The organism is Streptomyces physcomitrii, assembly GCF_012273655.1.
GTDB classification, from domain to species: Bacteria; Actinomycetota; Actinomycetes; order Streptomycetales; family Streptomycetaceae; genus Streptomyces; species Streptomyces physcomitrii.
On sequence record NZ_JAAWWP010000011.1, the window covers coordinates 203,333 to 218,437 of the forward strand.

Sequence of the window (15,105 nt, forward strand, 5' to 3'; positions counted from 1 at the left end):
GCCGGGTCAGGCGCCGCCCAGCTCCTTCTCGTACCAGTCCACGTCCCACCAGGCGCCGAACTTGCGGCCGACCTCGTGATAGGTGCCGAGGTGGCGGAAGCCGAAGCGCCGGTGCAGGCGCAGCGAGGCGGTGTTGCTGCCCTCGCCTCCGGCCGGCCGTGACGCGGAGGCGACCGCCGCGTACGCGCGGTGCACGTCCTCGCCCTCCAGGGCGGCGAACAGCGCCTCGTACAGGCGGCTTCCGATGCCGCGGCCGCCGGAGCCGGGGGCCAGGTAGACGCTCACCTCCACCGAGGTCGCGTAGGCGGGCCGGGAGCGGTAGGCACTCGATGTGGCGTAACCGAGAATGCGCGGCGCACCTTCGGGGCAGGCGATCGGTGCGCCGGACAGGGGTGCCGGGCCGGAGTCCTGGGCGACCAGGAGGCGGTGCGGGCCGTCCTGCGGGTGGGAGAGCAGCCAGTCGCGCCGCTCACCGGGGGTGAAGACCCGGGTGTCGAAGGTGACGGCGGTCTCCCGTACGTAGTGGTTGTAGATGTCGGTGAGCGTCGGCAGATCGGCCTCGACTCCCGCTCTGACCTGCACCTCTGAGGGGTTGAGTGCCATCGGCCCTCCCTTTCGGCCGCACAGGGTACTGCAAGATCATCAAATCGAGGGGGTGTCTGGGGAATTCTGTCCTGATTCCAGTCGTTGTTTCCATCAGACAGCTGACCGCACCAGAGCAAGGGAGCACGCATGGCAACCCGTGCCGTCGCCCGTCGTCAGACCACTGCCGGGACCTCGTCCCGGGCAGAGGCCGACACGGCACACAGTGTTCGCGCCGCAGGCGGCGAGATCGCCGACCGCGACCTGGTCGGCATGTACCTCGACGAGATCGCGCGGACCCCGCTGCTCGACGCCGCCAGAGAGGTCGAGCTGTCCCAGATCATCGAGGCGGGTGTCTTCGCGCAGCAGATACTCGACGGCGAGGTCGACGCCAAGAGCGCGGGCCGGGGCAAGAAGTCCGCCTCCCACGAGGAGCTCCAGGCGCTCGTCGCCGAGGGCGAGCGGGCCAAGGACGTCTTCATCCGCTCCAACCTCCGCCTGGTCGTCGCCGTCGCCCGGCGCTATCCCCGCAGCGGCCTGCCCCTGCTCGACCTGATCCAGGAGGGCAACGCCGGCCTGGTGCGTGCCGTCGAGAAGTTCGACTACCGCAAGGGCTTCAAATTCTCCACGTACGCGACCTGGTGGATCCGCCAGGCCATCACCCGCTCCATCGCGGACCAGTCGCGGACCATCCGGCTGCCCGTCCACCTGGTGGAGGAGCTGGGCCGGATCCGCAGGGTGCAGCGGGAGTTCAACCGCGAGCAGGGCCGGGAGCCGGAGCCCGCGGAGATCGCGGCGGAGCTGGGCTCCACGCCCGAGCGCGTCACCGATGTGCTCGACTGGGCGCGCGACCCGGTCTCGCTCAACATGTCCGTGGACGACGACGGCGAGACCCAGTTCGGCGACCTCCTGGAGGACACCTCCGCGGTCTCCCCGGAGACCTCCGTGATGACCCTGCTGCGCAGCGAGGAGCTGGACGACCTCATCGGCCGGCTCGACCAGCGCACGGCGTCCATCATCAAGATGCGGTACGGAATCGAGGACGGCCGCGAGCGCACCCTCACCGAGGTCGGCAAGCAGCACGGCCTCACCCGGGAGCGCATCCGCCAGATCGAGAAGCACGCACTGCTCGAACTCAAGAAGCTGGCGCGCGACACCGGCTTCGACGCGGCGGCCTGACCGCCCCCGGCGGCCGCCACCACAGACGAGCCCCGGCGCCTACTCCCCCCCCAGGCGTCGGGGCTCCCTCCTGCCCCGGTCCGTCCCGGGGCGGCCGGGAGTTCAGCGCACCCGGGAGGCGCGGCGCCGCATGGCCTCGGCCGCGGCGCGGGCGCTGAGGTAGACCTCGCACATATGGCGGCCGTCCTCGGTCGCGGTGTGCTCGACCTCCCAGAGGCTGACCTCGCTGCCGTCGCACAGCAGGAAGGCGTGCTCGTAGAGCGAGAAGCTGCGCCCCGCCTTCTCGTTGGCGGGCAGGGACCGGCCGAAGCTCTGGGTGATCCGGTGGCCGCAGGCCATGCTCAGCAGCCGGGCGGTGGCGGGCCCGGGGCGGTCCTGGTTCTCCGCGCGGCGCAGTAAGCGGCGCGCGTGGTCGGGGGAGTTGTCCAGCGCGTACGTCGGCCGGGGCCCCGGGATCGCGGGCAGGGCGCCCTCGGGCTGCGGCAGTTCGAAGTACGGCATGCCCGGAGTCGGCACCAGCCGGGCCTGGGCCGTCCGCCACTCCTCGGGATCGGTGTACAGCTCGCAGTGCGCGGAGCCGCCGAGGACGCCCGGCGGCAGGGTGTGGTGGCTCAGCTCCCACAGCGTCAGGGTGCCGCCGTCGGCGAGCAGCCAGGTGTGCCGGTAGGTCTCGTGGTGCAGGCTCGCGCTGTGGTACGCGGACTGCAGCGCGCTGTCGTGGGCGAGCGCACCCTCGACGCTGCGCACGGTCTCCTCGGGCAGTTCGAAGGAGTTCAGGGCGCGCGCGAGCAGTCGCGCCAACTGCTCCTGCGGAGTGCAGGGACTGGGCGCCTGGGGTGGTTCGTCCGCTGCCTCATCGGGCCCGTACGGAACGCTCAAGGTCTCTCCCGGCGTTGCTGCATGTCACCTCGTGGGTGCATACCGTAGCCCCTCGAAAGGCGCCGTGCCAGGGCTGTGGGAAAAGAACAGCCACCGGCGAAAAACCGCCGCCCCGCCCGCCCCGCCTCAGCGGGCCGAACGGGGCGGGCGCACCTTCCTGAACAGGCGGTTCGCCGGGGCGGCTCAGTCGGTGGCGCTGCCCGCCACCCACTCGCTCCAGCTCATGTTCCAGCCGTTGAGGCCGTTGTCGGGGGCCACGGTCTTGTCCGGGGAGTTCCGCACCGTCACCACGTCGCCGACGAGCGACTGGTCGAAGAACCACTTGCCGTCCGTCGCCGCGCCGCCGCCCCGCGCGTCCCGCAGCCCCACGCAGCCGTGGCTGGTGCCCTGGCTGCCGAACGGTGGATTCCCCTGGTTGTACCAGTAGTTGCCGTGGATGAAGGTGCCGCTCGTCGACAGGCGCATCGCGTGCGGCACATCCGGGATGTCGTACTCCCCGCCGAAGCCCACCGAGGAGCCGTCCATCCGCGTCTTCTCGAACTTCTCCGCTATCACCATCTGGCCGTTGTACGTGGGGTTCTGGGCGCTGCCCGAGGAGATCGGCACCTTCTTCAGGACCTGGCCGTCCCGTACCACCGTCATGGTCTGGGTCTTCACGTCGACCGTGGAGACCTGCGAGCGCCCGATGGTGAAGGTGACCGTCTTGTCCTGCACGCCGTACAGGCCGTTCGCGCCCTTCACGCCGTCCAGGCCGATGCGCATCGTCACCTTGGAGCCGGACTTCCAGAACTTCTCCGGCCGGAAGTCGAGGCGCTGGGAGCCGAACCAGTGGCCCACCACCTTCTGCCCGCTGCTGGCGGTGACCGTGATGTGCTTCTGCACGTCCGCGCGTTCGGTGATCGCCTTGTCGAAGGTGAAGGAGACCGGCATGCCCACGCCGACCTTCGCCCCGCCGTCCGGGGTGAAGCTGCCGATGAAGCTGTTCGCCGAGGACACCGTGGTGAAGATCGCGTTGGCGGCGGCGGGTTCGCCGTCGGAGCCCTTCGCGTTCGCGGAGATCTTGTACTTGGTGCCCCGCTCCAACTGCTCGGCGGGCTTCCAGGCGGCGCCGTCCCCGGTGATCCTGCCCGGCACCTCGGTACCCCCGGCCACCTCGGTCATGGTGACCTCGGTCAGCTTGCCGGCCTCGACCTCGACCCCGGTCGCGTTGATGGAGGCGCCCGTCGAACCGTCCTTCGCCGAGATGGTGATCCGCGCGTGCCCGGACTCCTCGCCGCCCTTGCCGTTGTCGCCCTTCGCGTCGCCCTCGCAGGCGGTCAGCGCGAGGGCCCCGGCCGCGAGCACGGCGCAGGCCGCCATGGAGCGGCGCGCGGCACGCCCCCGGCGTCCGGACCCGGCGGCGCGCGCACCGCGGTCCAGGGGGGTCGGGGTCTGCGGTCGACCGCTGCTGTCCGGCGTGATCACGGGTGGCTCCCTGTGGTTCATGAGGCGCGTGCTCCCCACCGGGTACGCGCCTTCGGCGTCCCTGTGAGTTGTACGCGTGTCTGCTGTCCGAGTCGCTCCGCTGCGGGTCCGCGCGCTCGCGCGTTCCCCCGTGTGGCTTCGCTGCCCAGCCTTCTGTTCGATAGGAGCCCGAAGACCGCCGAAAGGTTCCGTCCGGAATCGACCCGTACGTCACAGCCCTGTGACAGGTGTCGCGAGCACGTGACGAGGTGGGGGCTGGGGCGGGTCCGGGCCCGGGGCGGCAGTGAGTTCGGACGCGGTCGGCGGTGGCTGCGGGCCCGGGGCGGCGAGGAGTCCGGGCGCGGGCCGGGCGGGGCGCCCGGGTGCGCGGTGGGGCGGGGCGGTCGGGAGTTCCGCGGCTTCTCGTCGCGGGAGACGGGGAGTCAGCGGCCGGCGCCGTACAACTCGCCGTAGGAGAGGTAGCTTCCCGCGGAGGTCTCGACCGACTCGGCGGTGCGCAGGGCGTGCACGATCGCGCGCGTCACCATGTCCGCCCCCGCGGCGAGGACTTCGTTGAGCGCCAGCGGATCCTCCTCCGCCAAGGGCCGGGCACCCGTCGCCAGGGCGAAGACCGTGTCGCCGTCGTTGAGCAGATGCACGGGACGCACGGCCCGCGCGATGCCGTCATGCGCGGTGCCGGCCACCTTCTGCGCCTGCGCGCGGCTCAGCCGGGCGTCCGTGGCGACCACGGCGAGCGTGGTGTTCAGCGGGGGAGTGCTGTTCCGGGCGGCGGCCTCGGCCAGCCTGTGCCGCGCCGCCTCGTGCACCTCGCCGGGCGGCGGGCTCACCCGGCCCTGGAAGAACTCCCCGTACAGCACCCCGGTTTCCGGATCGAGCGCCGAGCCCGCGGCGTTCGCCACCACCAGCGCCGCCACCGTGGCCCCGCTCGGCAGTACGCAACTGGCCGTACCGACACCGCCCTTGAGCTGTCCCACCACCGCGCCGGTACCCGCGCCCACCGCACCCGCCGCCACCGGTGCGCCCGGCGCGGAGGCCGCGGCCGCCTCCACCGCGGCCCGGCCGGTCGCGGCGTCCGGACGGGCCCGGAAGTCGCCGCCCCGGCCCAGGTCGAAGACGCAGGCCGCCGGGACCACGGGGACGACGTGCGCCGGATCGGGGCCCACCCGGACGCCCCGGTGCTGCTCCTCCAGCCAGGCCAGCACGCCGCTCGCCGCGTCGAGGCCGTACGCGCTGCCGCCGGTGAGGACCACGGCGTCGATGCGCTGCACGACATTGCGGGGGTCGAGGGCGTCGGTCTCCTTGGTGCCGGGACCGCCGCCGCGGACGTCGACCGCCGCGGTCATTCCGCCCTGGGGGGCGAGGACGACGGTGGTGCCGGTGAGAGCCGAGGCGCCGCGCAGGGTCGCGTGGCCCACCCGCAGGCCCGGCACGTCGGTCAGGGCGTCGGCGGGGCGGGGCGCGGTGCCCCGGGGGAGGGGCTGCCGGGGTCCGGAGGGCTGGGGGGCTCCTGTCATGGGGCATGGGTATCACGCGGGCCGGCGGCGGCAGGGCGCTGACGGCCGTGCGGGGGCGGACCGGACGTACCCTGGAGGCATGAGTGCCGCCCCCGCCCCCGAACCGCGTGATCCGCAGGACGCGCTGGTCTTCGACGATCCGCTGACCCGGCAGTCCTCGGACGATACGGACCAGGGGTGGGGCGAGCGGCCCTCGGGCGGCGGCAGCGCCGCCGATCTGGCCCGCTTCCTCGACGAGAAGCCGCCGCACCACCTCTGAGGGGGCATCCCTCCCGAGGGGCGCGGGACTTCGCGCCGGGGAGGTTCGCGTCAGACCGGGTTGGTACCGGGCCCAGGGTTCGGGCCGGGCGGAGTGGAGCCGGGAGCCGTGCCGCCCTCGCCGCGTTGGGCGACCAGCGCGTCGCGGATCTCCTTGAGCACCTCCAGCTCGCTGACCTCCAGGGTCTCCTGGATGCCTTCCTTCTCCGCCTTGCGGGCCGCCTGCCGGGCCAGGTACTTCGCCATCGGCATGACCATCAGGAAGTAGACGACGGCCGCGGTGATCACGAAGCTCAGCGTGGAGCTGAGGACGGATCCCCAGAGGATCTGGATGCCGTCGACCGTCCCGTCCTTGCGGGTCTCGCAGGAGCCCTTGAGGCAGGAGCTGTACTTCTCCAGGTCCGAGGTGCCGAAGGCACCGACCAGCGGGTTGATGACACCCTTCACCACGGCGTTCACGATGTTGGTGAACGCGGCGCCGATGACGACCGCCACCGCGAGGTCGATGACATTCCCGCGCATCAGGAAGGCCTTGAAGCCCTCCCAGACGCCCGGCCCGTTGTTCTGACTCACTTCGGGGCCCTTCTTCTGCTGTGTGCGCTTCTGCTGAGTACGAATCTGCTGTGTCCGGGTGGGGACAAGCGGAACGGCAACTTACGCGGGCGCTCCGCCAACCGGACCAATGTGCACCTCTGGATAACACGAGAGGGTGGCTTTGCGGCAAACTTCCTCCCTCATGGTTGACACGTGTCACCACAGGGTCACGGCCAGTTCCGAACGCGTCCCGGCGCCCGCCAGCCGGACCGCCGTTCGCCGCGGCACAGACAGCACCACCAGGGCGCCCCCGGCCTCCTCGGCGCCCGCCGCATCGCTACCGGACGCGCCGCCCGGGTCCCGCCAGACCCGGGCCCCGGAGACGAGCACCCGCGCCTCGCCCTCCCGGTCCGCGGCGATGACGTCGACCCGGTCACCGCGCCGCAGCAGCCGCACCGTCTCCGGATCGCCCAGGCGCACCGGCACCCGGACGTACTCACCGCCCGGATGATCCCGTCCGGGCGGCTGCCCGCGCCCCCGCCCGGCCCCGCCGCCCGAGCCCGTACGCGGGGCCGCGCCGCCCCCACTTCCAGTCACCGGAGCGCCCCGCCCCTCGCCGGAACTTCCCCCCGAACTGCCCTGCAAGGAGCGGCTGTTGGCCACCAGAGCCGCCGCGGCCAGGGCGAGCCCCGCCGCCAGTGCCGTCCTGCGCTTCTGCCGCACCGGACCGGGGACCCGGAGCCTCCCGCCGCGAACCCGCAGCGGGGCGAACGGCGGCACCGCACTGGTGGACGGCACGGCACCGGACGCGGGCGCGCTGCCGTACGCCGACGAACGCGTCGAAGAGCACGTCGAAGAGTGCGGGATACCCGAGGAAGAGGGAGAGGAAGGGGACGAGGGAGAGGGGACAAGAGGGGCGGAAGGAGAAGGGGAGGGAGCAGAAGAGGGGAAGAACGCGGACATGGGGAACCACCGCTCGCGGGAAGGGATTGCCTGGGTCCCCACCTTGCGGCAGATCGCCCGAACCCGCTGAGCCCTGTGGACAACTCCGCGGATGTGGACAACTCCCTCACCCGAAGGGGCAGTTCCGCCACCCTCTTCTCAAGGCCTCAAGGCCTCAAGGCCTCAAGGCCTCAAGGCCTCAAGGGCGTCGTCCCCTCAAGGCACCGCGCCCCCTCAAGGCAGCGCGATCCCCGTCTCCCACCCCCCGAGCGCCCCCGCGCACAGGCAGGCGCGGTCCTCGGTGGCGGGCAGGGCGGCCACGGCGTCGAAGAGGACCTCGCGGAGGCGGTCGACGTTGGCGGCGAAGACGCGCATGACCTCGGCGTGGGAGACGCCCTCGCCGGTCTCGGCACCCGCGTCCAGGTCGGTGACCAGGGTCAACGAGGTGTAGCAGAGTTCCAGTTCGCGGGCGAGGGCGGCCTCCGGGTGGCCGGTCATGCCGACCACCGACCAGCCCTGGGCGGCATGCCACCGGGACTCGGCGCGGGTGGAGAAGCGCGGGCCCTCCACGACGACCAGGGTGCCGCCGTCCACCGCCTCCCAGCCGCGGCCCTGTGCGGCCACCAGCGCGGCCTTGCGGCCGTCGGGGCAGTAGGGGTCGGCGAGCGAGACGTGCACCACGTTGGGGGTGCTGCCGTCGGCGCGCGGGACGCCGTCGAAGTAGGACTGGGCCCGCGCCTTCGTACGGTCCACGAACTGGTCCGGTACGAGCAGCGTCCCCACGCCGTACTCCGGGCGGAGGCCACCCACCGCGCAGGGGCCGAGGACCTGGCGCACCCCGAGGCTGCGCAGGGCCCAGAGGTTGGCGCGGTAGTTGATGCGGTGCGGGGGGAGGTGGTGGCCGCGGCCGTGGCGGGGCAGGAAAGCGACCCGGCGGCCGGAGATCTCGCCGAGGAAGAGGGAGTCGCTGGGCGGACCGTAGGGGGTGTCCACCTGGACCTCGGTCACGTCCTCGAGGAAGGAGTAGAAGCCGGAGCCGCCGATGACACCGACCTCGGCCCGCTCCGGCTGCCCGGCGGCAGGGGAGGAGGGGACCGAGGTCGTCGCGTCTGTGTTCGCCTTGTTCGCCATGCCCCGCAGATTAGCGGGGCCGGCCGCGGTTCAGCAGGGCCGGGCGGTGCCGCCGCGAAGGGGCGGCGGCAGGGTCAGGCGGCGCCCGCGGTGGAGGTGCTGCTGGAGCTCGCGCCCGAGGTGCTCGTGGAGCCGCTGCCCGAGGAACCGCCCGAGGAGCCCGACGAGGAGGAACCGCTCGACGCGGCGGAGTCCGCGGACTTGGCGCCGCTGTCCGCGGCGGGCTTCGACGCCGGGGAGCTGCTCGACGAGGAGCCGCGGCTGTCGTTGCGGTAGAAACCGGAGCCCTTGAAGACGATGCCGACCGCGGAGAACACCTTCTTCAGGCGTCCCTGGCAGCTCGGGCACTCGGTGAGGGCGTCGTCGGTGAACTTCTGCACCGCCTCGAGGCCCTCGCCGCACTCGGTGCACTGGTACTGGTAGGTCGGCACGTGCTTCCTCCTGGCACTCTCACTCAATGAGTGCTAACGACAGTCCATAGTGACGTATTCCGAGGGATCAGTCCACTGCCACGGGCACGGGGTGAGGGATCCCACGCGCGGCGGTGCGCGCGACCGGGGGCGGGACCAGGTGCGCGCGCAGGCCGAGCAGCACGGTCAGGGCGAGCAGGGTGCCGCCGAGCGGGACCAGGAAGCCGGTGCCCTGGCCGAGGCGGTCCTCCAGGAGCCCGGCCACCGTCACCGCGGCGGCCTGGCCGAGGGCGACCGCGCCGGTCAGCCAGGTGAAGGCCTCGGTGCGGGCGGCGCCGGGCACCAGCCGCTCGACCAGGATGTAGCCGGTGATGATCGAGGGCGCGATGCACACCCCGACGAGGAGGCCGAGCCCGGCGAGCAGCGGCGCCGAGTGCGCGGCCCACAGTCCGGAGGCGGCGAGGGCGAGCGCCGCGTAGCCGGTGAGCAGCCGGTGCCGGGGTGCCCGCTTCCAGGCGATCGCCCCGCAGGCCAGGCCGGAGAGCATGTTGCCCGCGGCGAAGATCCCGTAGAGGACGCCGTTCAGGCCGGGTTCGCCGATCGACTCGGTGAAGGCGGCGAGGGAGACCTGCATACCGCCGAAGACGGTGCCGATGCCGAGGAAGGCGGCCACCAGGGCGCGTACCCCGGGTGTCCGCAGCGCCGAGACGTGCCGGGCCGGCGCTTCCTGGGCGTTCTTCGCGCGGTCCCCGGCGGGGCGGGGCTCGGTGCCGCGCCGGGCGGCGAAGAGCAGGCCGCCGAGGAGGGTCAGGCCCGCCTCGGCGAGCAGTCCGGCGGCCGGGTCGACCGCGGTGCACAGGGCGGTGGCGAGCAAGGGGCCGAGGACGAAGGTGAGTTCGTCGGTGACCGATTCGAAGGCGGTCGCGGTCGGCAGCAGCGGGGAGTCGCGCAGGATCCGGGCCCAGCGGGCGCGCACCATGGGGCCGATCTGCGGGACCGAGGCGCCGGTGGGCACCGCCGCGGCGAACAGGGCCCAGGCGGGGGCGTGGGCGAGCGCGAGCAGGGTGAGCGTCAGGGCGGCCGCGGTGTGCAGGGCCACCCCGGGCAGCAGGACGCGGCGCTGGCCGAGCCGGTCGGCGAGCCGCCCGCCGAGCGGGGCGCACAGGGCCATCGCGACCCCGGTGACGGCGGCCACGGCGCCCGCGGTCCCGTAGGAGCCGGTGGTGTGCCGCACCAGCAGGACGATCGAGAGGGTCAGCATCGCGAAGGGCTGGCGGGCGGCGAAGCCGGGGAGCAGGAATGTCCAGGCGCCGGGGGTGCGCAGCAGGGGCCCGTATCCGGGACGGGCGGAGGTGACCGTGGTTGCCACGGCCGTGCCTTTCTGCCGCCTGGTAGCGCGCCGGTGCGCGCCGAGAGCTGTCCTCTTGCGCGGATCTGCGGTAGTTACCGGGGTCCGCTCGGGGGTGCCGGACACCGCCCAGGACGCCGCGGCCGCCATACGGTCGCGCCAGCTCTGCGTCAGGCAGAGGTGGTGACGATCAAGTGCGCGTCCATCTTACAAGCGGTTCACAGGGGTTTTACCCGCCGAGCGGCGAAGGTGACGAAGGCGACGGTGGCGGCCGGTTCCTCCCGGGGCCCGGCGGCCGGGCCCCGGTTCACCGGCCGCCCGGGTCCTTGCTGTCGCCGCCGTCCGTGCCGAGCCATCCGGCGAGCTTGCCGCCGCGGCCGACCGCGCGCAGCCGGCGTTCGGCGGCGTCGCGGACCGGGTCGGTGGCGACGACGAGGAGTTCGTCGCCGTGGCGCAGCATGGTCGTCGGGGTGGGGACGAAGGAGCTGCCGTCGCGGACGACCAGGGTGACCGCGGCCCCGGCGGGCAGCCGCAGTTCGCCGATCTCCACGCCGTGCATCCGGGAGCTCTCGGGCACCGCCACGGACAGCAGGTGGCCGCGCAGCCGCTCCAGCGGGGCGGATTCGATGCCGAGGTCGGAGGCGGCGTCCCGGGTGCCGAGGCCGAGGCGGCGGGCGACCCAGGGCAGGGTCGGGCCCTGGATGAGGGTGTAGACGACGACCAGGACGAAGACGATGTTGAAGATGCGGGTGCTGTCCTCGACGCCGCCGACCATCGGGATGGTGGCCAGGATGATGGGGACGGCGCCGCGCAGTCCGGCCCAGGAGATCAGCGCCTTCTCCTGCCAGGGCATCCTGAACGGCAGCAGGCTCAGCATCACTTCGACCGGGCGGGCGATCATGGTCAGGACCAGCCCGATGACGAGCGCGGGCCAGATGTCGTCCGCCATGTCGTGCGGGGTGACCAGGAGTCCGAGCAGGACGAACATGCCGATCTGGGCGATCCAGCCGAGGCCCTCGGCGAAGCCGCGGGTGGCCGGGAAGTGCGGCAGGCGGGCGTTGCCGAGGATCACCGAGGCCAGGTAGACCGCGAGGAAGCCGCTGCCGTGGGCGAGCGCCCCGGCCGCGTAGGCGGTCACCGCGATGGCCATCACGGCGATGGGGTAGAGGCCGGAGGCGGGCAGGGCGACATGGCGCAGCCCGTAGGCGCCGAGCCAGCCGACGGCGAGGCCGATCGCGGCGCCGATCGCCAGCTCCAGGGTGATCTCGCCGAGCAGGGTGTACCAGTGCTCTATCGGTCCCGAGTGCGAGAAGGCGACGACGAGGATGACCACGGGGGCGTCGTTGAAGCCGGACTCGGCCTCCAGGATTCCGGTGATGCGGGAGGGCAGCGGGACCTTGCGCAGCACGGAGAAGACGGCCGCCGCGTCGGTGGAGGAGACCACGGCGCCGATGATCAGCGCCGGGCGCCATTCGAGGCCGACCAGATAGTGCGCTCCTGCCGCCGTGACACCCACGCTCACGGCGACTCCCGCGAGCGAGAGCATCACGGCGGCGGGCAACGCGGGCTTGATTTCACGCCATTTGGTGCCGAGACCGCCCTCGGCCAGAATCACCACAAGGGCGGCATATCCGATGACCTGGGTCAACTCGGCGTTGTTGAAGTCGATGTTGCCGATGCCGTCCTGCCCCATCAGCACGCCGATGCCGAGGTAGACGAGCAGGCTGGGGAGCCCGCTGCGGGAGGAGAGCCGTACCGCCGTGACGGCGAAGAGCAGCACCAGGGAGCAGACGAGCAGGATTTCGTTGAGCTCGTGGACAGTCAGGGGCCGGTCCCTTTCTGTTGTCTTGTCCGGACATGTGTCCGGCAGCGGGGGCCTGTTACTTCGTTACCTTACCTAATCATTGACGCTTTCTTGACGGGCTTCGGCTCTGAGCGAACAACTGGGCGCGATCCGCTGGCAGATACCGCGTCCTGGGCTCTTCAACTGTGCGCCTATGGTTGCTCCAGCGCTCTTCAGGCCGCCGCGAACCGAGCCCCCTCGGTTCTGCGAGCCGGCCGTCTCGACAGCTCGCCGCTTCGCGAAGGACAGCAAGGACAGCGATGCCTGCACACACCAACGCCCCTTCCGGTCGCCAGCCCGGCAAGAAGAAGGGGCGCCGCGCGCGGCTCCTCGTGATCGTCCTGGTCCTGGCCCTGGTCGCGGGCATCGGCTACGGGGCCTACTGGAGCGTGGACGCCGTGCGCGCCTCGCTGCCCCAGACCAAGGGCTCCCTCCAACTCAAGGGCCTGGCGGGCCCGGTGGACGTACGGCGCGACGGGCACGGCATCCCGCAGGTGTACGCCTCCTCCGACGAGGACCTTTTCATGGCCCAGGGCTTCGTCCAGGCCCAGGACCGCTTCTGGGAGATGGACGTGCGCCGGCACACCACCTCCGGGCGCCTCTCGGAGATGTTCGGCAAGGGCCAGGTCAAGACCGACGAGTTCCTGCGCACCCTCGGCTGGCACCGCGTCGCGCAGCAGGAGTACGACACCAAGCTCTCGGCCTCCACCAAGAAGTACCTCCAGGCCTACGCGAAGGGCGTCAACGCCTACCTCGACGGCAAGGACGGCAAGGAACTCTCCCTGGAGTACGCCGCCCTGGGCTTCGCCCACGAGTACACCCCGAAGAAGTGGACCCCGGTCGACTCGGTCGCCTGGCTGAAGGCGATGGCCTGGGACCTGCGGGCCAATATGCAGGACGAGATCGACCGCGCCCTGATGACCAGCCGCCTCGGCCCCGGCCAGATCGAGGACCTCTACCCGCCCTACCCGTACGAGGAGCACAAGCCCGTCGTACGCGAGGGCGGTTACGACGAGCTCACCAAGAGCTACGAGTCCCGTGAGCCCGCCTCCTCCGGCGGCTCCGGCGGGACGGGCGGCACCGCGGGCAGCGGCCTCGCGGGCGGCACCACGGCGCCCGGCGGACTCACCGGCCAGCTCTCGCGGCTGTCCGACGCCCTCGACGAGGTCCCCGCGGTCTTCGGCCCGAACGGCAACGGCATCGGCTCCAACTCCTGGGTGGTGGGCGGCAAGCACACCATCACCGGCAAGCCGCTGCTCGCCAACGACCCGCACCTGGCGCCCTCGCTGCCCTCGGTCTGGTACCAGATGGGGCTGCACTGCCGGGGCATCTCCGAGAACTGCCAGTACGACGTCTCGGGTTACACCTTCGCGGGCATGCCCGGCGTGGTCGTCGGCCACAACCAGAAGATCTCCTGGGGCGTGACCAACCTCGGCGCCGACGTCAGCGACCTGTACCTGGAGAAGTTCAGCGGCGACGGCTACACGTACGACGGCAAGACGCGGCCGTTCACCACCCGCAAGGAGACCATCGAGGTCGCCGACGGCCCCGACAAGACCATCACGGTGCGCGAGACGAACAACGGCCCGCTGATCTCCGACCGCAGCGACGAGCTGCGCGAGGTCGGCAGAAAGGCCGATGTGGACGCGGCCGCCCCCGACCGCGGCGCGGGCTACGGCATCTCCCTGAAGTGGACCGCGCTCAGCCCCGGCCGCACCATGGACGCCGTCTTCGCCTTCGACAAGGCGCAGAGCTGGCAGGAGTTCCGCAGCGCGGCCAAGCTCTTCGAGGTGCCCTCGCAGAACCTCGTCTACGCCGACACCGAGGGCAACATCGGCTACCAGGCGCCCGGCCGCATCCCGGTGCGCGCCAAGGGCGACGGCTCGCTGCCCGCGCCCGGCTGGGATCCCGCCTACCGCTGGGACCGCTGGATCCAACAGGACGAGCTGCCTTACGAGTTCAACCCCGAGCGCGGCTACATCGTGGCCGCGAACCAGGCCGTCGTCGACGAGAAGTACCCGTACACGCTGACCACCGACTGGGGCTACGGCACCCGCAGTCAGCGCATCGACGACCTGATCCGGCAGAAGACCAGGAACGGCGGCAAGATCTCCACCGAGGACATGCGCCTCATGCAGACGGACAACAGCAGCGAGATCGCCAAGCTGCTCACCCCCGAGCTGCTGAAGATCGACATCTCGGACTCCTACGTCCGCCAGGCGCAGAAGCTCCTGGAGGGCTGGGACTACACCCAGGACCCGGACTCGGGTGCGGCCGCCTACTTCAACGCGGTCTGGCGCAACATCCTCAAGCTCGCCTTCGGCAACAAGCTCCCGAAGGAGGTCCGCGTCGAGGGCCAGTGCCTGAGCGTGGAGCCCGCGGACAACACCGGCCCCGCCGACGAGGACCGCCTGGTCCGCGAGTGCGGCGAGCGGGACGACACCTCCGCCCAGCCGGACGGCGGCGACCGCTGGTCCGAGGTGGTGCGGCGGCTGTTCGACGACGAGAAGAGCGACTGGTGGAAGACCCCCGCCAGCCGTACCGACAAGGCCACCGAGACCCGCGACCAGCTCTTCGCCCGGGCCATGGAGGACGCCCGCTGGGACCTGACGGCCAAGCTCGGCAAGGACGTCGACACCTGGAGCTGGGGCCGCCTGCACAAGCTGGAGCTGAAGAACCAGACGCTCGGCAAGGAGGGCCCGGGACTGGTCAAGTTCCTGCTGAACCGCGGCCCTTGGGACCTCGGCGGCGGCGAGGCCGCGGTCAACGCCACCGGCTGGAACGCCGCGAACGGCTACGGCGTGGTCTGGGTGCCCTCGATGCGGATGGTGGTCAACCTCGACGACCTCGACAAGTCGAAGTGGATCAACCTCACCGGCGCCTCCGGGCACGCCTACAGCGACCACTACACGGACCAGACCGACGCCTGGGCCAAGGGCGAGCTGTTCACCTGGGAGTTCTCGGAGCGCGCGGTGAAGAAGGCGGCCAAGGACACCCTGGTCCTCAAACCCTGAACACCCG

Annotated in this window: 14 protein-coding genes; 4 read left to right on the forward strand and 10 right to left on the reverse strand. The window is 71.9% G+C overall.

Annotated elements, in window-relative coordinates; genetic code table 11:
• Positions 1–6: 6 nt before the first annotated feature.
• Positions 7–603, reverse strand: coding sequence for a GNAT family N-acetyltransferase (locus HFV08_RS19220; RefSeq protein ID WP_168540957.1), 597 nt, complete (start codon positions 601–603; stop codon positions 7–9).
• A gap of 129 nt (positions 604–732) precedes the next feature.
• Here HFV08_RS19220 and HFV08_RS19225 point away from each other — a divergent pair, with 129 nt between their 5' ends.
• A complete protein-coding gene (locus HFV08_RS19225; RefSeq protein WP_168540958.1) occupies positions 733–1,761 on the forward strand; it encodes a sigma-70 family RNA polymerase sigma factor in 1,029 nt (342 codons plus the stop codon).
• 102 nt (positions 1,762–1,863) lie between these two features.
• Here HFV08_RS19225 and HFV08_RS19230 read toward each other — a convergent pair whose 3' ends face one another.
• The 3 genes from HFV08_RS19230 to HFV08_RS19240 all read right to left on the reverse strand — a co-directional run bounded on the left by HFV08_RS19230 (position 1,864) and on the right by HFV08_RS19240 (position 5,618).
• Entirely contained in the window at positions 1,864–2,640 is a 777-nt protein-coding gene (locus HFV08_RS19230) for a DUF6227 family protein (RefSeq protein WP_168540959.1), read from the reverse strand.
• Positions 2,641–2,823: 183 nt separating this feature from the next.
• A complete protein-coding gene (locus HFV08_RS19235) occupies positions 2,824–3,999 on the reverse strand; it encodes a L,D-transpeptidase (protein ID WP_246341890.1) in 1,176 nt (391 codons plus the stop codon).
• A 527-nt stretch (positions 4,000–4,526) separates the two neighbouring features.
• Positions 4,527–5,618, reverse strand: a complete 1,092-nt coding sequence (locus tag HFV08_RS19240) for a P1 family peptidase (RefSeq protein ID WP_168540961.1) — start codon at positions 5,616–5,618, stop codon at positions 4,527–4,529.
• 79 nt (positions 5,619–5,697) lie between these two features.
• On the opposite strand from HFV08_RS19240, the gene HFV08_RS19245 reads away from it, so the two are divergent.
• Positions 5,698–5,877, forward strand: coding sequence for a hypothetical protein (locus tag HFV08_RS19245; RefSeq protein ID WP_168540962.1), 180 nt, complete (start codon positions 5,698–5,700; stop codon positions 5,875–5,877).
• Between the two features lie 50 nt (positions 5,878–5,927).
• On the opposite strand, the gene HFV08_RS19250 is transcribed toward HFV08_RS19245, so the two are convergent.
• Complete coding sequence (locus HFV08_RS19250; protein WP_168541026.1) at positions 5,928–6,398, reverse strand: MscL family protein; 471 nt, start codon at positions 6,396–6,398, stop codon at positions 5,928–5,930.
• A 228-nt stretch (positions 6,399–6,626) separates the two neighbouring features.
• Entirely contained in the window at positions 6,627–6,896 is a 270-nt protein-coding gene (locus tag HFV08_RS31735) for a hypothetical protein (protein WP_246341872.1), read from the reverse strand.
• Between the two features lie 301 nt (positions 6,897–7,197).
• Here HFV08_RS31735 and HFV08_RS31740 point away from each other — a divergent pair, with 301 nt between their 5' ends.
• Positions 7,198–7,443 carry a hypothetical protein gene (locus HFV08_RS31740; protein WP_246341873.1) on the forward strand — a complete coding sequence of 82 codons (246 nt, stop codon included), beginning with the start codon at positions 7,198–7,200 and terminating at the stop codon, positions 7,441–7,443.
• A gap of 143 nt (positions 7,444–7,586) precedes the next feature.
• Here the strand turns inward: HFV08_RS31740 and HFV08_RS19260 are convergent, their stop codons facing one another.
• The 4 genes from HFV08_RS19260 to HFV08_RS19275 form a co-directional block, all read right to left on the reverse strand.
• Positions 7,587–8,483, reverse strand: coding sequence for an S-methyl-5'-thioadenosine phosphorylase (locus HFV08_RS19260; RefSeq protein WP_168540964.1), 897 nt, complete (start codon positions 8,481–8,483; stop codon positions 7,587–7,589).
• 74 nt (positions 8,484–8,557) lie between these two features.
• Positions 8,558–8,914, reverse strand: coding sequence for an FmdB family zinc ribbon protein (locus HFV08_RS19265; protein ID WP_168540965.1), 357 nt, complete (start codon positions 8,912–8,914; stop codon positions 8,558–8,560).
• 67 nt (positions 8,915–8,981) lie between these two features.
• The gene (locus tag HFV08_RS19270; protein ID WP_168540966.1) at positions 8,982–10,262 is read right to left on the reverse strand and encodes an MFS transporter; all 1,281 of its coding nucleotides are present in this window, start codon (positions 10,260–10,262) and stop codon (positions 8,982–8,984) included.
• A 286-nt stretch (positions 10,263–10,548) separates the two neighbouring features.
• Positions 10,549–12,021, reverse strand: a complete 1,473-nt coding sequence (locus HFV08_RS19275; protein ID WP_376770665.1) for a potassium/proton antiporter — start codon at positions 12,019–12,021, stop codon at positions 10,549–10,551.
• A gap of 323 nt (positions 12,022–12,344) precedes the next feature.
• On the opposite strand from HFV08_RS19275, the gene HFV08_RS19280 reads away from it, so the two are divergent.
• Positions 12,345–15,098: a penicillin acylase family protein gene (locus tag HFV08_RS19280; protein WP_168540967.1), complete on the forward strand. Its 2,754-nt coding sequence runs from the start codon at positions 12,345–12,347 to the stop codon at positions 15,096–15,098.
• Positions 15,099–15,105 lie beyond the last annotated feature (7 nt).